A 26,077-nucleotide genomic window follows, 5' to 3' on the forward strand; every position below is an offset into this window, starting at 1 on the left:
ATCAGAAAATAAATAAAAAGCGCCTTCGGGCGCTTTTTTTATTGCTTATTAGCGGTGTACCCAATCGACTCTGATTTCTTTACGCTGATTTAGGAATTTATCGATCGACATTGCCGCAATGCAACCATCCGAGCAAGCAACAACGGCCTGCTTAAAAGGGGTATTGCGAATATCGCCAATCGCCCAAACACCATCCAATCCAGTCATCATGTCATCGTTGACTTGAACACCACCTTCTTCAGTCAGAGGAATCTGACCATGCAAGTAATCGGTAATTGGCAAACTACCAGATGAATAAACAAAGACACCATTCACATCTAATTGAGTATCTTCGTCATTACCTGATTCTTGGAGCTTAACAGCAGTTACCCCAGAATCGTCACCATCCACAGAAGTCAACCGTGTTCGCTTCCAGTGCTTCACGTTTGGCGCAGATTGAAGCTGAGAGAGACCAGTACAATTTGTATTTGGCTTACTGTTCGTGATCCAATGAACAGTCGAAGCAAATTTGGTTAAAACAAGAGCCTCATCAATGGCCTCCTGATTGGACCCGTAAACTGCAACTTGCTGATTTTTATAAAATGCACCATCACACGTGGCGCAGTAACTGACACCTCGACCAAGAAACTGATCTTCACCGGGAAGTGTTGATGTGCGTCCCATTGCTCCAGTTGCTAGAACAAGAGTTTTCCCTTTAAAGGTTCCTTCAGGGGTATAAACTGTTTTTTCAGAGCCGGATAAGTCAATTCCATAGACTTGAACCTGCTGATAATTTGCACCATAACTAATTGCCTGATCTCTCATTGTTTTGAGCAAATCAGCACCAGAAGTATCTGCTGGAACGCCAGGATAATTTGCAATTTTATGGGTAATTGCAAGGGCACCAACGGCTGGATTTTTATCTAAAATATAAGTCTTCAATGAAGAGCGCGCTGTGTAGAGGGCACAGGCGCAACCAGCTGGACCACCGCCAACAATGATGACATCAGCTTCGAAAATATCCGACATAATTAACTCCGAGCGAGAGAAGTAAAGTCATTGGAACTAAGCTCACGGTCAATCCATGGACCAGGAACCATTTGAATGAATGCTGTAATCAATTGGGCTACATGTTGAGATTGGTCAAACTGAAAGAAATGGCGACCTTTTTCCATGCAAACAAATCGATCTCCAGATTTTAGCGATTTAGACCATCGGTCGCGTGAATTAGTGTCAACGACAAAATCGCTTTCACCATTCAAAACAAATGTTGGGACCTCTTTAGGTGTATTTAAATCTGGAATATGCTGCTGATTAACAATAGAACCTTGAGTAAATTCATTGTCTAAACATTTTGCCAAAAGGCAAGGAAGCACCTCAACAGCACGAGGATTTTGATGGGAGAAGAGCAAAGACGACAAATGTCTCAAAATGGCTTGCCTTGAAGATGGCAATTGACTCCGCATGTCCAAGTAGTGAGAGGACCAGTGGTTGGCTGAGAGGGTATCAACAGAAAGCAGTGTAAGGGATTTTACCAGGTCAGGGTACTTTTCTGCGAAAAGACAAGCAACCGTGCCACTGATACCGTGGCCAACCAGGTGCATCGGCTCAGGAGACGCCACAAGCGTCTGACGAAGCAGGTCATGCACCGTGGCAACAGAGCAAGACTCATCAAGATCATGCTGGAAGGACCAACGCTGTACAGAGAAGGTCCGACTTAATAATTGAGCAACACGCTTATTGAGGCAATGCAAGGTCGGCTGCAGATCAATCCAAAGGACCTTGTCTTGAGGCATATGTTGCACCATTTCATTTAGTTTGAAAGAGTGCAGCACTGGCATGCAGGCACAACTAACAAGCCGTCGTATAAAATGGAATCACGCTAAGTAGACAATACGACTATGCCAAGGGGGTTGCCATAGAAATCGAACCTTGGGAAATCCTCTGTTTCAGGTGTTTGATGAGCTTCTGATCAATCTTGTCGGCAGATTGCTCAAGACAGATCAGAGATTGATAAGCACTGTCAGAGATGAATCCAGCACATGTTGTCTCAAGGTATAAATCAACCACCTTGGAATGAGTGGCGAGCAATTCAGATTGACTACTAGACAAGAGAGCAACACGCAATCCTTAAGCAAACCTAAACGCATAGAGGCTAGCTTTCGGGTATCAGATGAATCACGCGGAGGGGTCTTATCAAGCAGGTCGCCAATTGGCCATACGATGACACCAGACGCACCGAACGCAGCAGAAGGGATCGAAACATCTTGAAGCTCAGGCTACGCAAGGATCAAGCAAGCATCAAAAGGGCTCTAGTTGTACATCTATGGTGTACAACAACTCGTTGCGTCAACATTCAATGATTCAAGACAACAAGTCTCAATCAAGGGTAAGGAAAAAATAGACAAAAAAAAGCCCCTTAAACAGGGGCCTTTGCAGTGAACTGACCGTAAGAAAGAATCAGTTGATTTTTGCCTTATCCATGGATTCAAAAGCATTCACAACGCTCTTGAAGTTGAAACCCATGCCCCTGAGAGCATGCCAGAGATGTCCCTGAAGGAAGAAGAAGGCAAGATAGAAGTGAGTGTTCGCCAACCACGCACGAGCCGTGTGTGCATCTCCCGAAAGAGTGGACGTGTCGGTGAAGTAAGGGGAGAAAGCGAAATTCAGTTTCAAAGGAGCGCCATACAATTCGACGGGATAAATCGTCGTATTTTGAGCGCACCAGATCGCTGTCACAAAACCCATCAGTGCGATGCCCGCGAGTGAGTAAGAAAGGATCGACTCACCGTTGTAAATCAGGACTTTTTTGAAAGGACCGAAGGGGGAACTGATGATATGCCAAACGCCACCGATCGTGAGAATGAACGCAAGAACAGCATGACCACCCATCACATCTTCCAAACTACTGATCGTCAGGAAGTTGGTCTGATAGCCCCAGACCATGCCGAGATCAATATTGGGCTCAACAGTACGAACTGCTCCAAGTGAGGCATCGTAAATGCCGTGGACTCGAGCCCATTCAACGAAGGCGATGACACCCAAACCAAGGAAAATCAGGTGATGACCAAGGATAAAAGTGAGCTTCTTGGGATCATCCCAGCTGAAATCGAACTTTTTGGCGCGTCCAGTTGCTTCGGAAAGATCCTTAGGAGCACGAAGAGTATGCCAAATACCAGCAGCACCCAGAACTGCGGAGGAAACAAGGTGCGTAGCAGCCACCACAATCAGGGGCTGTGAGTCGACGATGACTCCACCATCCCCAACACCGAGCCCCAAACCAGCCAGGTGAGGAATCAAAATCAAACCCTGCTCACCCATCGGCAGGGAGCCGTCGTATCGAGCGAGTTCAAAAAGCGTGAATGCTCCGGCCCAGAACATGATGAGACCGGCATGTGCAGCATGCGCAGCGATGAAAGAGCCGGAGCGCTTCGCTACTCCAGAATTTCCCGCCCACCAGTCATAAGAGACTGATGAATTTCCATACGATTGCATTGGGAAAATGAAAGGCATTCACAACCTAATAACCGATCAATTTGCTCTAATCGTCCGTTAACAATAGTTTTCAAGCTAAAAATTTATGAGACAGGCTTTAAATCCTTTTTTAACCCGAGCTCGTAGCGTATGACAGCCGCGCTAACGGAACGTCACGAAAAAAAGCGAAAGCTTGTGAAAAGTAAATATTGCTAGGTGGAATGACTTCAGTGCTGTAGGAACGAGAGACGCCATACCTTAAGAGCAGCAAAACATGACCTAGAGCCAGGACGAGGGAATGATCATGAGGCTAGAAAAATACTGTCGGCAGTCACAAATGATCAAGAATTTAAACAGCTTCAATGACAATGAGAAGCAAAAGAATTGATGTGAACCAAATCTGAATGATGGCCATTGGAGCCCAAGCCGCAAAGACCAGGATTGGCAAAATACACACGCCAAGTTAAAACAAATAAGACAAGAAAGATGTATGAAATATAAAAAATAGATCAAAAAACAGCGTCAACTTTGCAAGCAAGCAACTAGGTAGAAATACAGGATTCAAAATCTACCGTGGGAACAATCATTACTAACACAGAAAGATCGATTAAAAGCCGATAATCGAACATCTGATAATCCACAAATGTCAGTGAGTTCATCGAATCAAATATCTCGACGACTAGGGCCAAGTGGGGGTTGGCGAAGTAAACGTGTGAGAATTGCTATGGCACTAAGGCAACAGGGATGGTCTTACAAAACAATCTCAGAACATCTATTTGTGTCACCAAAATCGATCATGCGCGATATTAAATGCTTTGTCATTAATCCAAGAAATTTACCTCGACCTTGAAAGGCCGAGTCTATGGATTAAAAACAAAAAAAGTTGGAATTGATTGATTAACAATCAAAACCATGAAGCCAAACATCTTGGAGGAAGTCAAGAACGGATTGAGGAGTTGTCAGCCCGACAACTCCTTAATCCAGATGCCGGTGCCCACCTGCATCATACTCAAAACAGCCATAAAGACTGATAGAGCAGCGATTATCCAAGTCGCAAACTAATTGTGAACGAGAAGCAAGCGAAGATCTCAACATTTTTAACAGAGCTGAGAATCATCAAGTTCAAGCGAAGGGGTTAGATGCTACAAAAACTAAAAATAAGTCGGCAGTGGCACCGATCGATCTGGTTTCAGCCGCTGATAAAACTCACTAAGTCTCATGCGGGCAAAGACTAAAACCAAACAGACAGGCATATTGAAGAATGGTCGACAACAAGTCTGTCATCACTCACACATTGAGTCGATGCATCACAACACGACAAATAAGATAGTCGAAAAAGAATATGCAAGAAGCAGGCTAGAAGATAGGAATATCGACAAATTATGTAACTAGATCCTTCAAACAGAGCATTTAGAAAACACAATGCTCCTCTCTATTCAAGTGAAGCATTGTGCAGAAAATCTAGGATTAGCTGTATGCCTTAGCAATCAGAGGACCAGCCTGATCATCAGTCAGAACAGGAGTCACTTCCCAATCAAGATATTCTGCCCATTCAGCAGCATGTTCATAACATGCATCAGCATTATCTGCCTCGACTAAGATCCAACCTTCGACGGAACCTGGGGCATGAAAGCGCTTCCAAGATTGACAGGCTGGGAAAGGCGCTCCTGTTGATAAAAACTTCTTAGCTGCAATCTCATGATATCCAGTCTTAAAAGACCAATGCATCAAAAAAGTCATAAGAAAAAAAATTGACATGAACAGGATCGCACAAAATCAGCAAAAAAGATAGTTGTGAACGGATCTGAATTGTCACTATCAATACAACCCACGCAAGTCACAAGGGCATACAAGCCAATGAATCAATCGAGGTCACTCAAACAATGACAACACAAACAAGCCAACCCCAAAAGCAAGGAATAGTCCAAGCGCAACAAACACGTTATTGATGCAACCCGATCACTCTAAGTAGAAACACTTATCTAGCGCGAGGCACTAAGCCAAGGTTTGATACCTGCAAGTTCACCATATGCAAACATTTGCAATCAAGAAACAGCAGAGGAGCTGTGCTGTAGGCACACAAAAAATCAGAAACCCAAGAATTTAAGGTTCAACGCTGGAAAACCATCCAGCGGTCTGACCTAATTTAAACAAACAGAGATAGGATTGATTGACAAAGATCAATCTTCGGGATTAGCCTTCGATACTACGTTCAAGAGGTAGAATATCCTCATCAGAAGAATCCTTGGATATTGTTGGAACTGGTATTGCGACTTTAGCCTTTGCTTTTTTAATCGTAAATGGAGGAACTGCAAATGATGGAATTGGCACACGCACAGAGAATTGGCTAGTTCCTACAGGCACATTATTAATAGAACCTATTCTAGGACGATTAGGCAGCACTTCTTCGCCAGAAGCATCATAGATAAACGCAAAAACATCAACATCCTTGATCAAACTTTTAGCAGTACTTTTAATCTCACCATCCAATATATAGCACCCTGAACGATAGCCTTTTGGCTGTTTAGAGGCAGGATCAGCAGTATCACATTTCACGAGGTCAAGCTGGCTTAATTCAAGATCGAGCGATTCGGCAGAAGGAACAACAGCAAAAAAAGACAAGCAAAAGATAAAAATAATTGACAGAATAGTGTTTTTCATAAACATCATGATAAATACAATCTCTTGTGCACAATGCTGCATATCAAGGAAAATAGCAAACGCAAATTAGCAAAGACATGTATCGATTGTATCACTGAGATCGCAATACGACAAGAAGAGCAGCACGTAAAATCTAATCACTTGATTAAAATCAATCCAGTAAGATCATTACGTTTGCATGCATAGATCTAGAATGATCAGAATGTTCAGAACAAGCTGTCAAACTCTGATTGAATCATTGAACAAAAATAACGTAGGCAATCTCACAAGAAGGAAAATTCTAGATGTCAACAAAACAAGTATTCAAAGAGAGATTCGATTATTGTTTTGAATAGAAGCCACGCCGCTCAACACATCTCTTGAATCGCTTGGATTCATATAACCAAAACTTTTCTTTATCGAGAACAAAGCCCTCGGCCAAGGCAATCGCAACGACATGATCTTCATTATTCGCCTGAGCGATTTTTTGCTGAAGAGTCGCATCATCCTTGAGCCTAGAAAGGAAAGCACAAAGATCTTGTTCTGACTGCTGACACTGCTGAAATCTCCCCATATAAAAGGGCATTGTCTCGCGAGAGTTCATAAACAGATCGAAAGGAATCTCAAGATACAAGCAATTGACAAGCCAATTACAAACAAATAACTATCTTAAATTAAGATAGTTACATCAACTGTTTAGCTTTATTGAATAAGTTAAATTTAAAACTCAGCGACAGCGGTGGGAACAGACGCAACCAAGAGCAAGCTATTTTTAAGCTTTAAGCAAAAACAAGACAGACTGACTTAGGTCTTACAAACGAAACAATCAGAAATTTCAGCGTATATCTTCATTTGACAAGATTAATAGTCCATCGACGACCACCCATTCGATCGTCTTCAGAATAACAATTAGCCAGTAAAACTCCACTAGCACTACGCACTATACATTCAAGACCATCTTTAGTTGTAACAAAGCTAGAAGCATTGGGGCAGACAAGATGCTTCGAACCACTACTCATAGCTTTAACAATATGCGTCCAAATAAGATCAATATTTTCGTCAGTAGGGGTAGCAAAATGCATCAAGACATTTATAAACTAAGTTTATACTAGACAAACTAACGACTCACGCAATGTACTGATGGTCACAACAGGTGGGGCTTATGAACGAACCTGCACTAAAAACATCGTTCAAGCCTTAGTTAATACAAACAAGTCAATTAAATTCTGCGAAATGACTGCTTTAAAGTCATGACACTATTTATTTTTTAATCCGCGAGGCAATATCCATATAATCAAAACCGTCTAAATCATCAATGTCCTGTGGTGCAAAGCCCTGTGGTTGAACAGTTTTGGCCATACTCAAGAACTCACTGATGTAACCGCGTCGGAGGGTACGCGCAGGAATGCGCTTAGGAGAAAGGTCGCTAATGGTTGAAAGCTCAAGTGCAGTCATTATAGAACTTCATGAATTCATACGAAGAAGGCTTTTCCGCGCATCGGACTTAGAGCGGAAACTGGAGCACAACAAAGTCCACGACGACAGCGGGCTCAAGAGCTGAGGGCAAAATCAAGGCGCTCTAAACAGCTGATCGTCGCGCCAATAAAATCTCAAATTACCGCAAGAGTGAGGTCAACTCGTAATCATTTTAGACGCGGAGACTTACAATAAAATCAGGATTAGCTGATTAGACAACATCACTAAGGGCATATCGCAAAAACTTGAAGACAGAAATCGGACTCAACGTCATCCAAATTTCATACAACGTCAGGCGATCTGATGACACAAAGCACTGGGATTCATAGATCCGATTAAATCTATCGTGACGAATCGATTGATCTCGTCGCTGCTCAAGTTGCCTTTGCTGATGCGCAAAGTCTTCCTGAGCAGCAACGGCCTCATCAATGACCAGGAACCAGCTTTCACCACCTTTCAGAGCTTTAGAGAGCCACTGAAACAAACTACTGATCAGAGAAAGTAATTTTTGCATCTAACCAAAAAGACATCTGATCATAAGACCCGTTCTTCGCTCTCCTTAGTGCTCAGCAACACATGGGTGGAGAATTGACCGTTGCTATTGATGACTTCGGTTCGAGAATCGTCGGGTGAACACGCGAATCATGCTGATCTACGCTGGCATTTTTATTGCAGGCTTTCTATTCGTCTCAACAGGACTGGCTTACGACACATTCTGAGCAATGGTCAAAAACCGAATTTAGTGCTGATAGCAATCCATGCAATGTGTCGTCAAACAGTGAAGACTATTCTATATAATCTGTGAATTTTGAGATGACGACACATCCAATAGCAACGCTACTAATAACAAGTGACTACTATTTAGAAAGAAAGTGCTACCCGCAACGAATAGGAATCAACACATGGATCGTTCAAAGCAACATAACTATCCAAGAACTGTCTATGACAATGCCTGGGAAGATCTAAGTGTGATGTACGAAAGCTGGAAAACAGTCCACGGAATCGATCGACAGTTCTGCATCGATATGCTCCACAAATTTGCCAACTATCTTGAACATGAAAAACACTAGAATTAACGCAAATACAAAATTTTAATTATCAATAAAACGAAGGTTTTGTCATCAATTTGATAACATTTAAGTGCAAGATTGATTACAAGATCAGAGAACTCAAATAATCAAAAAGTTCCTCAAGTTGAAATTAAGGCTGACAAACAGACACCGTAAAGAAAGCCACTGCAAAGCAGACCAAAAGCCCAGCATACGGACCTGAGGAGTGAGATATTTACAAGATAAGAAACAAGATAAATAGCTCGAAGGATTGGATGCGCAAATGCAACAACAACCGCAAAAGCTGGAAGCAGAAGACCATTCAAGACGACAAGAATAGCCAGGATAGTTGCCGGAGCATGCAGAGAGAATGATTCAAAACTATTTTGCTGAGCCCAGCTGGCTCTTTTCCCCCAGGCGGGATAACGATCAAACATTGCGCGTAGAGACGAAAGATCACTCATCTCAAACTGAGCTTTAAAGCGAGCCACATAAAGCGGCGCAATACTCAAAATCACCATTCCAAATGACAGAACAAGCGACCACACGTAAGGCGCCACTTCAGCGTGAGGGGAAAACTGTGCCAAGAACATTGATTAAAAATTTAAATTGATGTATTCCAATCCATCATCCTAATGAGCATCGTTCGTTAAAACAAGTTGTTGTATTAGCGCCTATGCAGTAATACTGAAGCTGATGCTGGTCAACGCGAGAACCTCTATTGCCTCTTGACGCATCATTGATTCTCGGTTGTTCAACACAAGTCACCAAAATCGGGAATGCTCCCGTATTGAGCCTTAGAGATCATCACATGAGATGTTCAGGCTGTGTGAGGCCACAATGAATTGCATTCAAGCCACGAACTCACTAGCCTGATCAAAAAGATGTCCAGCGCGTGCTCATCAACCCGAACGAACTTCCGCTTAAGCAAGCAGCTGACCGATGCCAAGCGCTGTTAAGCAGCAAAAAAGTTTTGGTTTGTAGTAAGAACAGATTAACACTGACTGCTTTATGTCTTTGCACGCCTATTCTACAATCACTGATTGGTGGGGCAACCACTGAAGAGGAAGGACTAGACTTACAGCTAAAATTCAACCCTGATCTTTTGATTACAAGTGAAGACCTTGAGAAGGGATATGGTATTCGTCTTGTAGAAAGAGTCAAAACCCACAGTCCCAAAATTACTGCCCTGATTTTTCTAGGGCGAGAAACAACTGATGTTGTCCATGAAGCGATGGATGCTGGAGCAGATGGAGTTATGTTCATGTCATCGGTGGGATCAGGGCATGGAGACTTCATTAATGCACTGACCACGACAAACAATGGTGGTGTCTATTATCCGAAATCAGTTCGTACAGCCGCTACAGCAACGATCAAACAACCTCCTGAGCTCATCGATCCATTGTCTGAGCGCGAGCGTGAGGTTCTGCGCTGCATTATCCAAGGGATGAAAAATTCTGAAATCGCAGAATCGTTATTCTTGTCTTCAGAAACAATCAAAAGTCATGTCAGTACTACAATCCAGAAGCTAGGAGTTAGAGATCGAACTCAAGCTGCTGTTTTTGCTCTCACTCATGGTTTGGTCGAAGTCGATATTTAAGTTCTGACCAACCTGATATCACTCAGTAAGGGCAACGACTCTCTTGAGGGCATGAATCAATCTTGAACAGTCTTGCGATGACGTCTGCCATTCGAGCAACCAAGCCACTCGCAACAGACGCATTGAACTCTTAGAGTATTTGTACTTAGTTCAACTCTATGACGAGCTCAAATCTGCTTGTTCTATTCGTCAGCTTTTCGACAGCCTGCCTCGTTCTGAGCATTTACAAAATCAACCAGACAGCTCAGTGAGTTGTCGCAAATGATTCTCCGGACAAAGTTCTGGCTGTGAAAGCCAGGCTTGTCTCAAAGCCAGCCCTCATCGGTCACTCCAAAAGATCAAGCGAAGTCGCCCAGCGCGATCACCAGATTGACGGTCGCGCCCCAGAGGTCTTTACATTTCGCAATAGCTTGCGTAAACTTCTGTAAATGACTCGACCACCATGTTTGGAACAACTGATCTCCTGGTTCTTGTAGTGAGTTTTGGGGCAGCCTGCTTCACGCTCAGTCTCTACAAAAGCGCTAAAGCAACGTCCTGAGAATTCAAAGCAATCTGCGTAGCAGTGAACCACTGTTGCAGCTCTTCACCCTGGCTAACGATGGCTATATTAAAGATAATTACAGAATTATCTTAAAAACCTGCTAAATAATTACTTACGGTTTGCGACCGAGAATTAATCAACCTCATCGTCAATATCGCAAATTAAGGGATTATAGTTTTACAATTCCGTAAACATATGATCTGGGTGATTACAGTGGTTACTTGAAATCAGTCAATACCAAACTAAAGATTCAAAAATTGCATCATCAATCAGCTAGGCAGGTGTGATTCTGCCTAAACGAGCAAAAACCACCGTTTCGCCAGAGATCTAATCAGCAAGCCAACGCGTGATCAGCGTCCCTTCATAAATATGGCCAGAAGCCTCAACAATTGGCTTGGTCTGCGGATTCATGAAAATGTCATACAGAACATTTTCCGGCCCTTGAAATATGACGGTTGCCCTTTTTGGGTTTTCCTGAGAAACACCGAGATAGAAAATCTTGACACCCATTTCTGAGAACATGACCTGCTGCTCAGGCGCTTCCATATAGGCTTTGTATTCTTGGAAGGTATTGCTGAGCTCGAAATCGAGAACAGTGGTTTCGATCATTGCTAATTAGACCAAAAGTTGATTCAGCCAAGGATATGCAGTGAGAGCTGTGATGGCATCGAACCAGTCAGATCAGCAGTCATCGCGTCGTCCAAGAAGGCTGCACTCGCCAACGCTATCAAGTGGAAGCAGCTCTGGAACCAATCCCAGCAAGCATCTGCGTGTGAAGCAGAGGCTGACCAAAGCTGAATGCCCTGTGCTTGAACTATTGAGCAACCAGGTTGCTGCGGCATGAGGAGAAATTGTTATCCCACCTTGACTGTTCCCGAGGCAACTCTAGAACTCTGGAAGAGGCACGATTCGAATGGAAATCCACACTGCCCATGCCGAACCAATTGGTGAATTTATCCATGAGGGAGATCACAAGCCATTTCGCGCTTTAGCATGTCCAATTGGCCCCAGCTGCAGACTTACAAGTCAAACAGCACCAATCCAAAAAGAGTAAAGCCGAGCGACACAAAACGCTGGCATGTCATTGTCGAGTCATCAGTCAAATCTGAGATTTCGCAGTGGCGAAAGAAAGAGTCTCCAGTCAAAAAGAAGTGTCAACAGGTGTGGTGATCTCAATTCAGATGCATCCATAAGCTCTGTAGCAAATTTCAAGTGAGGTCACAAAAACTGAGAGCATTTCAGCCTTGATTTTGCTTTTGATACATCGGAATGCATTCATTTTTATTGAACAACCCAAACTAATTTTCAAGCTAAAGAGACAGGATTGGGAACAATGAAGTCAGCAATACCTTGATCATTAAATTTTGGCAAAAATCACCGAGGTCTTCCTCTTAAGCGCTGCACCAGGCAATTCCCCTCATCGAGCAAGCTGGCGTTGGTTGGTCGAGAAACCAAGAAAAGGACACCTCTCGATCCTTTTGGATTCGTTGCAAACTGCCACCTCAACCGTTCGAAGATCAAAACCGTATTGAGAAGCTTCAGATACGAGGGCAACAGCAGGGAAAGGCGATGATCGAACGGCACTCGGCATCGATTGATGGCATCTAAGTTCTTCCATGTTCACCATGAGTTTCGGGCCGGGAAAGCCCAGCAATGGTGGGAGACAGCTCAGAAAGCCATGGCTCCAGGAGGAGGCTGGGATGAGGCAGTCGCGAATAATTTGAAGGATGGTTTCTATAACCATTGCTTCTGCCCGGTTGGTCCAGAAGGACCTGCGTTCTGCATCTGGGAAGTGCGTGAGGACATCACTGCGCAGCAGTTCCAGGATTTCATCGACGGTCCAAACGGTGTGAACTTTGGACTTGGAGCATGGATGAATATCTGCAAAGAGATCAACGTCGAACTGGCTGGGAATCCCCCTTATCCGCGCAAGTTCTGAGCAACATCAGGACTATGGCCTGGATCTGTTCCATCTAGGCCTTCACAAGGCTTCTTGGTCGATCAGACATCCGATCTCTTCTGCTCGCTCTGAGCTGCGAAGACGAAACGTGAGCTCAGGCTCTAGCGAACCGAATCAAAGGTGATTCCCATCACTCTGGTCAGCACGAGATAGCCGCCCCAAGCGATCACGTTCAGACCGATCGCCCAGAACCAGACCGTTTTGGTTGTTTGGCTGGTGTCCTCATCCATGAGTCATTAGCTCGTCATCCCATGAGCACAACACCATGCTCAACATCACGGCTCAGGCTGCAGCCTGCTCTGTTGTGTTGCGAAGAACTTTCTCTTGTAGTTGCTGAACAGCGCAAAGGGCCTCGTGGGCAGGCCACCCATGCTTGTTCATCAGCTCCTCCACCAGATAGTCGGGAGAGTTGGAGATTCGAGCGTTGAGATCAGCCACAGCCCTGTCGTCACGGGCTAGTGCATCGAGTCGGAGTGATCGAAGTTTTTGAAGACTTGGCTGATTCATCCCCACACTTTGCCTGTTGGTGGTTCCTGACCACCATCAAATGACTGTGGAACACAGCTCAAGTGGCCGCTCCATAGTGTGATGATCTCTGCCCAGACACTCTGATGGGGGCCTTCCAGCCCCCGCGAGTCAATTGGGTGATAAGGCTGACTTCACCCCATCTCCCTTAAGGGTCAGGCAGCAACAGGGGCTGCTTGACGGGAGAAACGAACGATGTTGTTCGCAGTTACGGGTTTGCTCTTACCGAGCAGGCTTCAGTCACCCTCCTTATGCCCCGTCGAAACCATTGCAGCCCCGAGAAGGGGGAATGGAGCTGAGCGGAATCGAACCGCTGTCCGAAACACTGGTGTGGATCACCTAGTCCGGTCGAGACCGGACGTTGTCATTCTGACAGCAGTGGTGAAGCGGAGCAGGAAGTCTTGGGGAGTGGGTACCGACATGCGCCGCAGTTGATTCATGGCGTCGCCGTGTTGCCCCAAGGTCTCGAGGAGATCGGCAGCCAGGAATTGCAGACACTCGGCGCCAAAGAGGTCACACCATTACGTCGTGCCGCAGCATTTCAAGCCGACATGGCCTGCTTCTACAGGCTTCACCTGCAATGCCGGCTGCCCTTCAGGTTGTTGCGGGAGATGGCACGCTTCCGCTGCGACGGTCGCGATTCGCTTTACGACGGAGTTCAGCAGGCCCTCGACTGGGAACGCTGGCTGCATCCGTCGATGAGCTTTCGGGTGGATGTGACCGGAACTGCTCCCGGGCTGAACCACAGCCACTTCACGGCGCTCCAAGTGAAAAATGCCTTGATTGATCGCCAGCGTGATCTATGGGGGGAGCGGTCGTCGATCGATCTGGACGAACCCGATCTCTGCCTGCATGTTCACCTGCATCGTGGTGATGCGAGCCTGAGCCTGGATGGCAGCGGCGGCAGCCTGCACCGCAGGGGATACCGAGCCGCCGTGGGGGTGGCTCCACTGAAAGAGAACCTTGCCGCAGGGCTGATCAGACTGACTGGCTGGGACGGAAGCACCCCACTCATCGATCCCTGCTGCGGTTCAGGAACGCTGCTGATTGAAGCTGCCGCGACGGCACTGCAGCGATTCCCTGCTCTGCATCGCAACTTCCTCCTGGAGTCATGGGCGGATTTCGATCCAGATCTGTGGCAGGCAGAACAACACAGAGCCCAGAAACGGCAGCAGCCCGTCAACAATCCACCACGAATCCTGGGCTATGAGCAGGACTCAAAGATTGCCCAACAGGCACGCGACAACATCAGCGCAGCGGGTCTGGAGGACGTGATCGAAATCGTTGAAGCCGATTTCAGGGATGCACCGGCTCCGGAGGCAGACCACGGCGTGGTGGTCTGCAATCCGCCCTATGGGGTGCGACTGGGCCACACCACTGAGCTCCAAGAGCTCTACAGAGAGCTCGGAGCAGTGTTGAAAAAAGATTACGGCGGCTGGGATCTGTGGCTGCTCAGCGGCAATCGAGAATTAACCGGAGCTCTGCGCCTCAAAGCAAAGCGCAGAATCCCCGTGAACAACGGTGGATTGGATTGCCGCTGGCTGCACTACGAGCTGAACAGGCGCTCATCGGATCCAGTCCTTCAGGGGAACTGAACACAGACGATTCATTTACCGAGAACAGCCCTCGTGGTTCGCATCAGACCTTCCAGTGTCTGAGGCAGATACGGCCCTTTGGCGAGCTGACCGCCAATCCGCAGGCTGAATCCGGCTACCACCACATTGAGGATCGCCATCGCCAGCAGCGCTTGGATCAACGACCAACCCCAGGATTCCAGCATCCACACCAGTAGGGCGGCTTCAACAGCCACAAGGGCGAGCAGCATCAGCGTGCCCCCCATGGCAAGAAACACACCGCCACTGATCAGGCGCCGTTTCTCGCGATCCACCTCCTGCAAAGCAATACGGACATGCAGATCCATGACTGAGCCTGCGAGTGCTGTGACCCGGGCGGCAGCGCCAAGTCCTCTGGAGCGCGATTGCTCCGAACGGGGCAGTTCACTCATGAGGATCTCCGTCCACCGGTCAGTAGGGCACCCACCAGAATCCCTACACCAGCAGCAACCGCCAGTGACATCAGGGGTCTGTCGCGCACCGGTTTCTCAAGCTTCGGCCTAAGAGTGCGGTTGAGCTCATCGAGCAGATGCTCAAGCTGCTCCTCCAGCGGATCAAGGTTGTCAGCGAAGTTGCGGGTGCGATCTCCGGCCTGATGGAGCAACTCCTCAAGCTGAACAGTGACAAGGCTCGCTGCCCGGTCGCTCTGGGCAGAAATCAGATGAACCACCTCATCGAAACTGCCGCGGGTGGCTTCAAGTGCTTGATGGGTGACTTCAGGCCAGCGCTTTTGGATCTCTGGCAAGAGACTCTCAAAGCGATCCCGAAAGCGGTAGGCCAGATCCTGGGTGTCCGCAGGCGCATCGGCTGATGAGGGTGCTGAATCCATGGCGATCCTGACGGCCTACCGCAGGGTAGGGGTGGTAACTCTGAGATGACACCCATTGGCATTGATGGGCCATCAGTTGCGCTACGCCCTGTTGGAGCATTTAGGGGCCCCGGATGACCCGGGCGGCTGCCACCTCGATCTGTTGCTCGAGGACGGAGACAGCTGCCGCAGCTGGCGCTTGGAGGCAATTCCGCAATTGGACGGTCCTGCGGTGCAAGCCACACCGTTGCCCCCGCACAGACTGGTATGGCTCGATCGGGAGGCAGCTTCCGTATCCGGCAACAGGGGTTGGGCACGTCGCGTCGTGGCAGGCGCAATGCAAAGCGCCTTGCCCGCTGATCCCAATCAACCCATCCAGGTGGCGCTTGAAGGAATGGATGTGATTGGCCTGAGCGAACCGGTTGTTCTGGAAATCACAGCAGAGCGATGCCGCATGCGCACGCCATAGGACAGCTGCACTGCAAACAGCACTTGAGCTTTTTCAAGGCTCCGCTAATTTCAGACGGCTGACAGCCGTTGCCCCTGTTGGTCCACATCAATCAGGTCGGGCTGACACAGTTCAAGTCCTTCGGGGGAGCGATGAGCATCCCCCTGGAACCCGGTTTCACGGTGGTGACCGGGCCGAACGGTTCTGGCAAGAGCAACATCCTCGATGGAGTGCTGTTCTGTCTTGGCCTGGCCAACAGCAAAGGGATGCGTGCCGATCGCCTGCCTGATCTGGTCAATAGCAATGTGCTGAAGGCCGGCAAATCAGCAGAAACGACAGTGAGTGTTCGTTTCGACCTTTCTGAATGGCAGCCTGACGCCGCCGAGGAAGGACTGGAACCCCCTGAGGAGGGTCCTTGGATCCGTTCAGATCAGACGGAATGGACCGTCACGCGCAAGTTGCGGGTGATGCCAGGAGGCTCCTACAGCAGTAGCTACAGCGCGGACGGGGTCCCGTGCAACCTCCAGCAATTGCAAACCCAGCTGCGCCGACTGCGCATCGACCCTGAGGGCAGCAATGTGGTGATGCAGGGGGACGTGACCCGCATCGTTTCGATGAGCAACCGCGATCGGCGTGGCCTGATCGATGAGCTGGCCGGTGTGGCGCTGTTCGACACCCGCATTGAACAGACCCGGCGCAAGCTCGATGAGGTGCAGGAGCGCCAGGAGCGTTGCCGCATCGTTGAGCAGGAACTGCTGACGGCCCGACAGCGGCTTGAAAAAGACTGCGCCAAAGCCAGGGCTTATCAGGAACTCAAGGACCAGCTCCAACAGGGCCGCAGGCAGGAGCTGGTGTTGGCCTTCGAAGCGGCTCAGGCTGAGCGCCGACGCCTTCAGCAGCGCCAAGAACAGCTCAGCGCCAAGGAGGAGAGCGATGCCCGCTCGATCGAGCAACGCGATCTCAGCCTTCAGGATGCGGCGGGACGACTGCAGACCCTGCAGGAGAGCGTCAAAGCCCTCGGCGAAGACCAGCTGCTGAGTGTGCAGGCAGAGCTGGCGGGGCTGGATCCACAGAGCCGCGAACTGGAACGACAGGCAAGCCAGCATCAGCAGGAGGGAGAACGCCTGCAGGGACTGCGCCATCAGCTGCAAGCTCGCCGCGGCCAGCTGCAGGCTGAAACAGAAGACCTGCGCCTCAACACCAACAACGGCTTGCTGGAGAAAGCCGAGCAGGACTGCAGAGATGCCGAAGCAGCCGTGGAGCTCTCCCGGCGGCGGCTGGGAGAAGTGGCAGGCCGATCAGGCACCTGGCTTGAAGAGCAAAAGCAGCGCTCCGGCCAACGCCAGGAGCTTCAAGGTCGCGTCACACCGCTTCAGGAGGAACGCCAACAGCTGCTGGAACGGCTCCGGCAGGACGAAGAGCGACAACTGGAGCTGGAACAGGACAGAGATCAGGACGGGGCGGAAGATCAGCGGGTCCAGACCCTGCTGGAGCAGCTCGAGCAGGAGTGGCAGACGCTGCTGGAGTCGATTCGCAGCGGCAGAGAGCAACTTCAGCAACTGCTGGAGTCGGTCGCGATCCAGCAACGCACCCGTTCCAGACTCGAGCAGGAACAGACACGGCTCGAGCGCGACATTGCCCGCCACGACAGCCGTCGGGAAGCCCTTCAGGAAAGCAGGGGCACTGGCGCACTGAGGCTGCTGCTCGAATCGGGCCTGGAAGGAATTCATGGCCATGTTGCGCAGCTTGGTGAAGTTGATGAACGCCATCGCCTGGCCCTTGAAGTGGCTGCCGGCGCAAGGATGGCTCAGGTGGTGGTGGACGATGACCGCATTGCGGCTCGCGCGATTGATCTGCTGAAAAGTCGCCGCGCCGGTCGACTCACCTTCCTGCCGCTCAACAAGATCCGAGCTCCTGGCGCGGGAGCGATGGCTGCCACGGCTCGTGGACGCCGTCCCCAGGCGGATGAAGGGAGTGGCCTGATGGGACGCGCTGTCGACCTGATTCGCTACGAAGCGATTTATGCAGACGTGTTCGCCTACGTCTTCGGTGACACTCAGGTGTTCAGCGATCTGAACAGTGCCAGACAATTCCTGGGCCGTTCACGGGCCGTCACCCTCGAGGGTGAATTGCTTGAAAAAAGTGGGGCGATGACCGGCGGAAGCTTCTCGCAGCGCGGAGGCGGGCTGAGCTTCGGTGCCAGCAGTGATGGCGATGAAGCGGCCCCCCTGCGTCAGCGACTGCTGGAGCTGGGAGAGAGCCTGGCCGCCTGTCGACGGGAAGAACAGAGGCTGGTGGAGGCCGTGGATCAGCAGCGACCCACATTGCGGCAGCTGGAACAGCGCCAGGCCGCTCTGGAAGCAGAACGACAGGCTGCCAAGCGTTCCCATGGACCACTGCTTGAACGCGTGCAGCAGCGTCAGCGCAAACTCAGCGAGCTGCAGCAAGCCCAGCAGAAACACCGCCTCAGGCTGGATCAGCTCGAAACGAGCCTGAACCCGCTGCAAACGCAACTCAATCAGCTCAATTCCCAGGAATCCAGCCTCGAAGCCAGTGGTGATGCTGAAGGCTGGCAAGCTCTGCAGCAGGACCTAGAGCGGGTGGATTCTGGTCTTGAGGCCGCACGGCAGCAACGCGATGCACTGCTGCAGAAAGAACGCGACCGACAGCTCTCACAACAGAGGCTCGGAGATCAGCAGCAGGCGATTGAGCGGGAGGAAACATCGCTTCAGCAGGCGGTTCAGGCTCTCTCGGAAGCGCATGGCCGGTGGCGTGAGCAGCAACAGGCGTTGAAGACCCGCAGGGATGCACTGGAAACTCAGCAGCAGGAACTGCAAACCCGATTCGGGGAAGAACGACGCGCCAGAGATGAAGCCGAGGCTGCCGTCGCTGAACAGCGGCAAGCACTGCAGCAGGCCCGCTGGGAACTGGAGCGCCTTCGCGAGGAGCGCAGCTCACTCGAGGAGCAGCTGCGCAACGGCGGGCTGCGCTTAGAAGAGCTGCGGGCAACGCTGCCTGATCCCCTGCCGGAGATCACCGACGAGCTGCGTGAAAGTGGTCTGGAGAGCCTTCAGGAACGCCTGCAGCAATTGCAGTTGCGGATGGAAGCCCTGGAACCGGTCAACATGCTGGCCCTGGAAGAACTAGAAGAACTTGAACAACGTCTGGGAGACCTGGGCGAACGGCTGGATGTACTCAGCCAAGAGCGGGAAGAGCTGCTGCTGAGGATTGAAACCGTGGCCACGCTGCGTCAGGAAGCCTTCATGGAAGCCTTTGAGGCGGTCGACAGCCATTTCCGCGAAATCTTCGCCAGCCTTTCTGATGGCGATGGCAAGCTTCAACTCGACAATCCAGACGATCCGCTCGAGGGTGGCCTCACACTCGTGGCCCATCCCAAGGGCAAAGCCGTCAGACGCTTGGCGGCAATGTCTGGTGGAGAGAAGTCGCTCACCGCACTCAGCTTTCTATTCGCTCTGCAGCGCTTCCGCCCATCGCCGTTCTATGCGCTCGATGAGGTGGACAGCTTCCTAGATGGCGTCAATGTGGAACGTCTGGCGGCCCTGATTGCCCGCCAGGCTGAACAGGCTCAGTTCCTGGTGGTGAGCCACCGCCGCCCCATGATCGGAGCTTCCACTCGCACCATTGGCGTGACCCAGGCCCGCGGTGCCCACACTCAGGTGGTGGGACTTCCCGATGCAGCCTGAACAGCCAGCGCGGGGTCCTTGCGCCAAAATGTCACGCATCCCTCCGGCTGAGGCCCGCGGTTGAGCTTGTCGTCAACTCCGAATGACCCCCTGGCGAACGTGCCCAGTGACCGCCTCTGGTTGAGGTCGGAACTGATGGGTACGCAGGTCATCACCCGCGACAGCGGACGTCGCCTGGGCGTTGTGGGAGAAGTGGTCGTAGATATTGACCGCCGTGAAGTGGTGGCCCTGGGATTGCGCGACAACCCGCTCACCAGGTTCCTGCCTGGCCTACCGCGCTGGATGCCCCTCGACCGCATCCGCCAGGTGGGGGATGTGATCCTTGTCGACTCAGCCGACTCCCTGAGCGAAGGCTTTTCCGCTGATCGTTACAGCCGCATCATCAATTGCCAGGTCATCACGGAATCAGGGCAGCAACTCGGCCGAGTCCTGGGCTTCTCGTTCGACATCGAAACCGGTGAACTAACCACCCTGGTGATGGGGGCTTTGGGTGTGCCACTGCTGGGTGAAGGGGTACTGAGCACCTGGGAGATTCCGGTCGACGAGATCGTCAGCAGCGGTGCTGACCGGATCATCGTTTACGAGGGCGCCGAAGACAAACTCAAACAGCTCAATAGTGGATTCCTGGAAAAGCTGGGAGTGGGAGGTGCCAGCTGGGAGGAGCAGGAGAGGGAGCGCTACCGCCTCAATGTTGTGCCCGTCGAGAACCAACTGAGCTCTGGTCAGCCAGCTGAAACGGCACCACGCCAACTTGAGGCCTCTCAGAGCGAACGATTTGAGGCCGAACAGCCGGAACTGGAATATGTGGAGCTGGAACAGCCACGGGGACAGGAGATGCGCCGGCGCCGCTACCTGGATGAACTCTCCATCGATGAACCCGAGCCCTACAGGGAGCCAGAGCGCTATTCCAGGCGCGAGCCGGAGCTTGACGATCGTCGTTACCGGACTCAAGACCAGGACGAACGGGCTTATCGAGAGCCCGAGCCCTCCCGCTATGCAAACCCCATCAGCGAACGCGATCCATCCGGCTATGGAGAACGTCCTCGCTATGACGAGCGTCCCCGTCCGGCGTCCCGACGCCCTGTGGAACGCCCCGGAGCGCCACTGGATGTGGAACCGATGGAGATGCAATCCATTGAGCGCCAACCCCTAGACCTGGAGCCGAAAGCACGCGAACCATGGAATAACGAGCCACCCGAGCAGGCTTCCGGCGAGCCTGTTGAAGATCCCTGGTGAATCAATCAGGGCAGCGCAAGAGTCTGATCAGAACAATCCGTTCAGGAATGAGCACCATCCTTGAACTGCAGTGACGCGCTGTTGACGCAGTAGCGCTGTCCCGTGGGTGCTGGTCCATCGCTGAAGACGTGTCCCAGATGCGAATCACAGCGTGCACAGAGGATTTCTCTGCGCACCATTCCATGGCTGAAATCTTCCTTGGTGACGATGGCCCCGGAACTGACTCCCTGCCAGAAACTGGGCCAACCGGTACCGGATTCAAATTTGGTGCTGGAACTGAACAAAGGGGTATCGCAACAGATGCAGTGGTAGACGCCGTCGCCCTTGTGATTCCAGTAAGCACCGGTGAAGGCCCGTTCAGTGCCTCCGCGGCGAGCCACCTGGAATTGCTCAGGAGTCAGCTGCTGCTTCCACTCCTCAGGGGAGCGTTCAATGCGATCGCTACCGGATGTTGATGGAGTGGTCATGCACTGATCAGAGCTGCGTATCAAAAGCTAGTCGGAAAGAGCCTTTGGCAGCAGGCTCCTCACCTCTTCAGCTAAAGCCGCCACCGCTCCCGGCTGTCCCCGCAGCGCCCTGAGATCCTCGCGCTGACCCTGCAGCCGCTCAGGTTGCTGCAACCAGCCCAATGCCTCGGCTGCGATCTGCTCGGGTGTGATGGCGCCAACCCGCTCAGGAACCACCATCCGGCCTGCGGAAATATTCGGCCAGGCCAGCAGACCATGGTTTCTCATCCTCCAGGCGCTGAGCAGAAGGCCGATCAGTCGCCGTAGTCCAGGCAAGCGAGCCAACAGGCCCATCCAACCGTCCCAGGCCTGCATCACACCCAGATGCTGGGTGGGCACCAGCACAATCATGGGCACTCCCAAAGCTCCCAGTTCAGCCGTGTTGGCACCCACCGTGGTGAGTGCCAGTGAGCATTGACTCAGCACTCCGTGGGCAGGCGGGTCCTCCTGCAGATGGATGAGTGTGCCGGCCTCGGTCAGCAGGCGCCTCCAGGGCCAGCCATCCCCGGGGGGGAGCACCTCGCTGACACCGGCCGTATACCCCTCCGCGATGCGATTGGCAGGGCCTAAGTAACGGAGCAGGTCCTCAGCACTGGTAGTGGGTGCAACGGGCAAAAGAAATCGACAGCCTGGGCGTTTCGCCCTCAATCGATCGGCGGTTTCAAACAGAAAAGGAACACCCACGCTGAGTTTGGCTGGCTTGGATCCCGGCAGCAGCGCAACCCATTCCCCTTCAGGCAAAGGATCGCTTGCTCTGGCATGGCTGGACAGGTCGGCCATCAGATCGCCCACAACCCTGCAACGCGAACGAAAGCGCTTCGGCAACTGCTGCTGCACCTCCGGAGCCATCGCCGCAATGCGGTCATTCCAACGAGGCCAACGGGCCACCCATTCGGCGTAGGTGATGTGTCGATAACCCAGTCGTGCGGAGAGCAACACACTCCAGAACTGATCGCCACCGAGAAAGACCACCACTCCTTGAGCGGGCCAATGACCGAACCGAGCCGGATGAAGCAACAGAGACCAGAACTGAGCCGCAGGAATAATGCGATCAAACTGCTGCCAGCGGCCGGCAGCCTCAGCTTCCATACCTGTGGCGTTGGGGCATGGCACCAGCACCAACCTCAGGCCGAGAGGCGAATGCATGGCTCTGGGTCTGAGCAGCAATTGTTGGTGCAGCTGTTCCGCCAACGGGCGAACCCAGGTGCTCAGCTCGCCGGGTCCGTTGGACACGAACACCACAGAGAGCGTTGGATCCGTGGATCGGAACGTCAAGCGAAGCGGATCAGCTTTTGGAAGAGAAATGCGGATGGCGAGACTTGAACTCGCAAGGCCGAAGCCACACGCCCCTCAAACGTGCGTGTCTACCAATTCCACCACATCCGCGTGGTCGATTCAGCCCCTCGGGCTTCATCGGGGATCGATCATACCGGCTGGGGTGCCCGTTAATGCTCTCCCGGCTGACCCCTCAGGGAAGGGATGAACGCCCACGCACGGACACTGATACGATCCGCCCTGGCTTGGTAACTGCGGGATGCCCATCGGCAAGGTGCTGATCGCCAACCGCGGCGAAATTGCTCTCAGAATTCTGAGGAGCTGCCGGGAGATGGGGATCGCCACGGTTGCGGTTTACAGCACCGTTGATCGCAACGCTCTCCACGTTCAACTGGCAGATGAGGCGGTTTGTGTTGGCGAAGGCCCCAGCAACCGCAGCTATCTGAACGTTCCCAACATTCTTGCGGCAGCTACCTCCAGGGGCGTTGACGCCATCCATCCCGGCTACGGGTTTCTGGCCGAAAACGACAAGTTCGCGGAAATGTGCCGCGACCACGGCCTCATCTTTGTGGGACCTTCACCCCACGCGATCCGCTCGATGGGCGATAAGTCCACCGCCAAAACCACCATGCAATCGGTGGGTGTTCCCACCGTTCCCGGCAGCGAAGGTTTGCTTTCAGGAACCAAGGAAGCGGCTGAACTCGCAGCCAGCATGGGTTACCCCGTGATGATCAAGGCCACGGCCGGTGGCGGAGGCCGTGGCATGCGCCTCGTCCAGAGTCCTGATCAGCTCGACACGCTCTTCAAGGCAGCACAGGGGGAGGCAGAAGCAGCCTTCGGGAACCCTGGGCTGTACATGGAGAAATTCATCGACCGCCCGCGTCACGTTGAAGTGCAGGTGTTGGCCGATCGCCACGGCAACGTCGTTCATCTCGGCGAACGTGACTGCTCGATTCAGCGCCGCCACCAGAAACTGCTGGAAGAGGCGCCCAGCCCTGCCCTTGACCCTGAGCTGCGTCGACGCATGGGCGAAGCGGCTGTGGCTGCAGCACGCAGCATTGACTATGAGGGCGCCGGAACCGTCGAGTTCCTGCTGGACCGCAGCGGTGGGTTCTATTTCATGGAAATGAACACCCGCATCCAGGTGGAGCACCCTGTCACTGAGATGGTCACAGGCGTTGACCTCATCACTGAGCAACTGCGCATCGCCGGAGGCGAGCCGATCAGCGTTCTTCAAAAAGACATTCAGTTGCGTGGTCACGCGATCGAGTGCCGCATCAATGCAGAGGATGCACGCCACAACTTCCGCCCCGCACCGGGACGGATCACCGGTTGGTTACCCCCTGGAGGTCCTGGAGTGCGCGTCGACAGTCACGTGTACACCGGTTACGACATCCCACCCTTTTACGACTCTCTGATCGGCAAGCTGATCGTTTGGGGAACTGATCGCACCCATGCGTTGTCACGCATGAAGCGAGCCCTCAATGAATGCGCCGTCACGGGGATCCCCACAACGGTCGACTTCCACCTGGAGATGATCGAACGACCGGAATTCATCAACGGCGACGTCCACACCAAATTCGTTGAACAGGAAATGCTCCCCTGACCTTGACCTGAACAAGGGCCGATCAAGCGATGGCTTGGGAACGCATCAGCATCTGTGAAAGCACACCCTGCTGACCCACCAACAGCTCACGCATGAGGCTGACCAAGCCGAGCCAGATGACCGGTGTTACATCCACACCGCCGATCGGTGCCACAACACGGCGTGTGAGGGCCAGCACAGGCTCTGTCAGCCAGATCACCACAGCCCAGACCCCCGACTTGGAGTCGGCCTTGGGATACCAGGTGAGCACGATCCGCATCAGAAACATCAAGCTCCATGCGGCCAGCAGCAGACCCAGGATCAGATGCACTGTCGGCAGAACCTGAAGCAGGGTCGGCGTCACAAAGCTCAAAGCAACGGGATCAGCATCGTAGAAAGTCGCCAACGATCCCTAAGATCGCTCTTGCCTTGAATCCAGGGTTTGGTTCCGGCCCGATCGCTATGACTCCCTCCCTCACCAATTTCCTTCTCAGCCTGGTCGCGGGTGCCGTGATCGTGGTGGTGCCTGCTTCCATCGCACTGTTCCTGTTCAGCCAAACCGACCAGGTGGACCGAAAGCTCTGAAGGGACTGGCGCGCTTCGTAAACTTGAATCAACAGTTCCCGGTTTCGAAGAATCCGGTGAACGCTTTTCGAGGTCCTAATCGTGGTTAACGCCAGTCTTAATTGGGCCAGCATCGTTGGCATCGTGCTGGCCGTTGGCGGCGCAATGCTGTATTTCATGCGCAGCTTCAAGCCTGCGCTCGCCCGCGATTACGACGTTTTTTTTGCAGCCATCGGCCTGCTCTGCGGCGGAATTCTCTTCTTCCAGGGCTGGAGACTTGACCCGATTCTCCAGTTCGGACAGTTTTTGTTGGCCGGCACAACGGTTTTCTTCGCCTACGAGAGCGTTCGTTTGCGAGGAATCTCAGCAGAGCAAGCACGCCGCTCGGCCTACTTCGATGACGAACCGCCCGCCAGGGGGCAAGCCCCGGGAATGCGCGGCGGTTACGACGACTCCTACGACAGCTTCGACGAACCTCAGCCACTGAGACGCCGCTTCGCAGGCCAGGAATTTGACCGCAATGAAGGCCAGGAGGACGACTTCTACCGCCCACGCCGAAATTCCAGAGCAGCGATTCCTGAGCAAGCCGCAAGTCGACGACGTGGCAGGCCTGAAGAACCCTCCAGCTGGAGGCAGGACAGCGAGCAGGATCGCCGCATGGCCCGCTTCGGCAATCGAGACGACGACCGCCCATCCACGGGCCCCAGCTTCGGTGATCGCCGTAATCAGCGGGAGGATCAGCGACGCGGCAGCAGGCCCAGCGCGGCTTCTACCCGCGAAGGAGGACCTTCAACCGCCTCGCCTCGTGCATCTTCCGCTCGCACAGCCTCCCCTCGCCCAACCGAGGAGTCACAGGCATCAGTGTCCCGTTCGCCTTTTATCAATCGCTCAGCAGCGACAACACCGCCTGGAGTTCCGCAGGGGACACCGTTCCGTCAAGCTGCTGAAGATGCGGCCTACAGCCCAAGTAGACGTCAGCCTGGCCAGGGGACCCCGCCCGACACGCGTCCCCAGGATTCAGGACGAACGCCTCCCCGCAGTTCGCGTCCACGGGACAACAGCTCCCGCTTCGACGACTGATCCGCTCCCCTGCG

The 26,077-nt window shown here is 52.2% G+C and carries 26 protein-coding genes, 1 tRNA gene and 1 pseudogene; 10 read left to right on the plus strand and 18 right to left on the minus strand.

Translation table 11 applies throughout. The features are described from left to right. Nucleotides 1–48 precede the first annotated feature (48 nt). The 8 genes from SynMITS9220_RS11175 to SynMITS9220_RS11210 form a co-directional block, all read right to left on the minus strand. On the minus strand, nucleotides 49–1,008 hold the full coding sequence (locus tag SynMITS9220_RS11175) for an NAD(P)/FAD-dependent oxidoreductase (RefSeq protein ID WP_186989285.1): 960 nt from the start codon (nucleotides 1,006–1,008) through the stop codon (nucleotides 49–51). 2 nt (nucleotides 1,009–1,010) lie between these two features. Further along, nucleotides 1,011–1,820 carry an alpha/beta fold hydrolase gene (locus SynMITS9220_RS11180; RefSeq protein ID WP_186989287.1) on the minus strand — a complete coding sequence of 270 codons (810 nt, stop codon included), beginning with the start codon at nucleotides 1,818–1,820 and terminating at the stop codon, nucleotides 1,011–1,013. Nucleotides 1,821–2,439: 619 nt separating this feature from the next. Continuing rightward, entirely contained in the window at nucleotides 2,440–3,474 is a 1,035-nt protein-coding gene (locus SynMITS9220_RS11185) for a chlorophyll a/b binding light-harvesting protein (protein WP_186992162.1), read from the minus strand. A 1,446-nt stretch (nucleotides 3,475–4,920) separates the two neighbouring features. Next, entirely contained in the window at nucleotides 4,921–5,193 is a 273-nt protein-coding gene (locus SynMITS9220_RS11190; RefSeq protein ID WP_186992164.1) for a DUF3303 domain-containing protein, read from the minus strand. A gap of 453 nt (nucleotides 5,194–5,646) precedes the next feature. Then, entirely contained in the window at nucleotides 5,647–6,114 is a 468-nt protein-coding gene (locus tag SynMITS9220_RS11195) for a hypothetical protein (RefSeq protein ID WP_186989289.1), read from the minus strand. A 319-nt stretch (nucleotides 6,115–6,433) separates the two neighbouring features. Next, nucleotides 6,434–6,697: a Nif11-like leader peptide family natural product precursor gene (locus SynMITS9220_RS11200; protein ID WP_186989291.1), complete on the minus strand. Its 264-nt coding sequence runs from the start codon at nucleotides 6,695–6,697 to the stop codon at nucleotides 6,434–6,436. A gap of 656 nt (nucleotides 6,698–7,353) precedes the next feature. After that, complete coding sequence (locus tag SynMITS9220_RS11205) at nucleotides 7,354–7,548, minus strand: hypothetical protein (protein ID WP_186989293.1); 195 nt, start codon at nucleotides 7,546–7,548, stop codon at nucleotides 7,354–7,356. A gap of 232 nt (nucleotides 7,549–7,780) precedes the next feature. Continuing rightward, nucleotides 7,781–8,083: a hypothetical protein gene (locus tag SynMITS9220_RS11210; RefSeq protein WP_186989295.1), complete on the minus strand. Its 303-nt coding sequence runs from the start codon at nucleotides 8,081–8,083 to the stop codon at nucleotides 7,781–7,783. A 115-nt stretch (nucleotides 8,084–8,198) separates the two neighbouring features. Between SynMITS9220_RS11210 and psbE the strand changes: the two are divergent. Continuing rightward, nucleotides 8,199–8,285: pseudogene (gene psbE, locus SynMITS9220_RS13515) on the plus strand (cytochrome b559 subunit alpha); the annotation flags it as partial. A 473-nt stretch (nucleotides 8,286–8,758) separates the two neighbouring features. Here the strand turns inward: psbE and SynMITS9220_RS11215 are convergent. Further along, nucleotides 8,759–9,211, minus strand: coding sequence for an MAPEG family protein (locus SynMITS9220_RS11215; protein ID WP_186989297.1), 453 nt, complete (start codon nucleotides 9,209–9,211; stop codon nucleotides 8,759–8,761). Nucleotides 9,212–9,513: 302 nt separating this feature from the next. Here SynMITS9220_RS11215 and SynMITS9220_RS11220 point away from each other — a divergent pair, with 302 nt between their 5' ends. Further along, entirely contained in the window at nucleotides 9,514–10,218 is a 705-nt protein-coding gene (locus tag SynMITS9220_RS11220; protein ID WP_186989300.1) for a response regulator transcription factor, read from the plus strand. 868 nt (nucleotides 10,219–11,086) lie between these two features. Here the strand turns inward: SynMITS9220_RS11220 and SynMITS9220_RS11225 are convergent. Continuing rightward, nucleotides 11,087–11,368 carry a DUF3764 family protein gene (locus SynMITS9220_RS11225; RefSeq protein WP_186989302.1) on the minus strand — a complete coding sequence of 94 codons (282 nt, stop codon included), beginning with the start codon at nucleotides 11,366–11,368 and terminating at the stop codon, nucleotides 11,087–11,089. A 988-nt stretch (nucleotides 11,369–12,356) separates the two neighbouring features. On the opposite strand from SynMITS9220_RS11225, the gene SynMITS9220_RS11230 reads away from it, so the two are divergent. Then, nucleotides 12,357–12,698 (plus strand): hypothetical protein, encoded by a 342-nt coding sequence (locus SynMITS9220_RS11230; RefSeq protein ID WP_067096462.1) that lies wholly within the window; start codon nucleotides 12,357–12,359, stop codon nucleotides 12,696–12,698. 122 nt (nucleotides 12,699–12,820) lie between these two features. Here SynMITS9220_RS11230 and SynMITS9220_RS13405 read toward each other — a convergent pair whose 3' ends face one another. After that, on the minus strand, nucleotides 12,821–12,949 hold the full coding sequence (locus SynMITS9220_RS13405) for a hypothetical protein (protein ID WP_255483073.1): 129 nt from the start codon (nucleotides 12,947–12,949) through the stop codon (nucleotides 12,821–12,823). Nucleotides 12,950–13,001: 52 nt separating this feature from the next. Beyond that, entirely contained in the window at nucleotides 13,002–13,226 is a 225-nt protein-coding gene (locus SynMITS9220_RS11235) for a hypothetical protein (RefSeq protein WP_067096734.1), read from the minus strand. A gap of 419 nt (nucleotides 13,227–13,645) precedes the next feature. Here SynMITS9220_RS11235 and SynMITS9220_RS11245 point away from each other — a divergent pair, with 419 nt between their 5' ends. Further along, nucleotides 13,646–14,839, plus strand: a complete 1,194-nt coding sequence (locus SynMITS9220_RS11245) for a class I SAM-dependent RNA methyltransferase (protein WP_255483074.1) — start codon at nucleotides 13,646–13,648, stop codon at nucleotides 14,837–14,839. Nucleotides 14,840–14,850: 11 nt separating this feature from the next. Here the strand turns inward: SynMITS9220_RS11245 and SynMITS9220_RS11250 are convergent, their stop codons facing one another. Beyond that, a complete protein-coding gene (locus tag SynMITS9220_RS11250) occupies nucleotides 14,851–15,249 on the minus strand; it encodes a phage holin family protein (RefSeq protein WP_186989304.1) in 399 nt (132 codons plus the stop codon). Beyond that, a complete protein-coding gene (locus tag SynMITS9220_RS11255) occupies nucleotides 15,246–15,686 on the minus strand; it encodes a hypothetical protein (protein WP_186989306.1) in 441 nt (146 codons plus the stop codon). Before SynMITS9220_RS11255 ends, SynMITS9220_RS11250 begins: the two co-directional genes overlap by 4 nt. A 64-nt stretch (nucleotides 15,687–15,750) precedes the next feature. Here SynMITS9220_RS11255 and SynMITS9220_RS11260 point away from each other — a divergent pair, with 64 nt between their 5' ends. The 3 genes from SynMITS9220_RS11260 (at nucleotide 15,751) to SynMITS9220_RS11270 (ending at nucleotide 21,053) form a co-directional block, all read left to right on the plus strand. After that, nucleotides 15,751–16,134, plus strand: coding sequence for a hypothetical protein (locus tag SynMITS9220_RS11260; protein WP_186989308.1), 384 nt, complete (start codon nucleotides 15,751–15,753; stop codon nucleotides 16,132–16,134). 131 nt (nucleotides 16,135–16,265) lie between these two features. Further along, nucleotides 16,266–19,817: a chromosome segregation protein SMC gene (gene smc / locus SynMITS9220_RS11265; RefSeq protein ID WP_370594336.1), complete on the plus strand. Its 3,552-nt coding sequence runs from the start codon at nucleotides 16,266–16,268 to the stop codon at nucleotides 19,815–19,817. Nucleotides 19,818–19,877: 60 nt separating this feature from the next. Next, entirely contained in the window at nucleotides 19,878–21,053 is a 1,176-nt protein-coding gene (locus SynMITS9220_RS11270; protein ID WP_186989310.1) for a PRC-barrel domain-containing protein, read from the plus strand. A gap of 41 nt (nucleotides 21,054–21,094) precedes the next feature. Here the strand turns inward: SynMITS9220_RS11270 and msrB are convergent, their stop codons facing one another. The 3 genes from msrB to SynMITS9220_RS11285 form a co-directional block, all read right to left on the minus strand. Beyond that, nucleotides 21,095–21,520: a peptide-methionine (R)-S-oxide reductase MsrB gene (gene msrB, locus SynMITS9220_RS11275; protein ID WP_186989312.1), complete on the minus strand. Its 426-nt coding sequence runs from the start codon at nucleotides 21,518–21,520 to the stop codon at nucleotides 21,095–21,097. A 27-nt stretch (nucleotides 21,521–21,547) separates the two neighbouring features. Next, nucleotides 21,548–22,834: a glycosyl transferase gene (locus SynMITS9220_RS11280; RefSeq protein WP_186989314.1), complete on the minus strand. Its 1,287-nt coding sequence runs from the start codon at nucleotides 22,832–22,834 to the stop codon at nucleotides 21,548–21,550. Nucleotides 22,835–22,863: 29 nt separating this feature from the next. Next, a tRNA-Leu gene (locus tag SynMITS9220_RS11285) sits at nucleotides 22,864–22,945 on the minus strand. A 148-nt stretch (nucleotides 22,946–23,093) separates the two neighbouring features. On the opposite strand from SynMITS9220_RS11285, the gene accC reads away from it, so the two are divergent. Continuing rightward, nucleotides 23,094–24,440, plus strand: coding sequence for an acetyl-CoA carboxylase biotin carboxylase subunit (gene accC, locus SynMITS9220_RS11290; protein WP_186989317.1), 1,347 nt, complete (start codon nucleotides 23,094–23,096; stop codon nucleotides 24,438–24,440). Nucleotides 24,441–24,462: 22 nt separating this feature from the next. On the opposite strand, the gene SynMITS9220_RS11295 is transcribed toward accC, so the two are convergent. Beyond that, nucleotides 24,463–24,792, minus strand: coding sequence for a YggT family protein (locus SynMITS9220_RS11295; protein ID WP_186992170.1), 330 nt, complete (start codon nucleotides 24,790–24,792; stop codon nucleotides 24,463–24,465). Nucleotides 24,793–24,881: 89 nt separating this feature from the next. Here SynMITS9220_RS11295 and psbX point away from each other — a divergent pair, with 89 nt between their 5' ends. Together psbX and SynMITS9220_RS11305 are read left to right on the plus strand one after the other, a co-directional pair. Beyond that, nucleotides 24,882–25,004: a photosystem II reaction center X protein gene (psbX, locus tag SynMITS9220_RS11300; protein ID WP_066910860.1), complete on the plus strand. Its 123-nt coding sequence runs from the start codon at nucleotides 24,882–24,884 to the stop codon at nucleotides 25,002–25,004. An 81-nt stretch (nucleotides 25,005–25,085) separates the two neighbouring features. Continuing rightward, a complete protein-coding gene (locus tag SynMITS9220_RS11305) occupies nucleotides 25,086–26,063 on the plus strand; it encodes a Ycf66 family protein (RefSeq protein WP_186989319.1) in 978 nt (325 codons plus the stop codon). The last annotated feature ends 14 nt before the right edge of the window (nucleotides 26,064–26,077 follow it).

Source organism: Synechococcus sp. MIT S9220 (genome assembly GCF_014304815.1).
Lineage (GTDB): Bacteria > Cyanobacteriota > Cyanobacteriia > PCC-6307 > Cyanobiaceae > Synechococcus_C.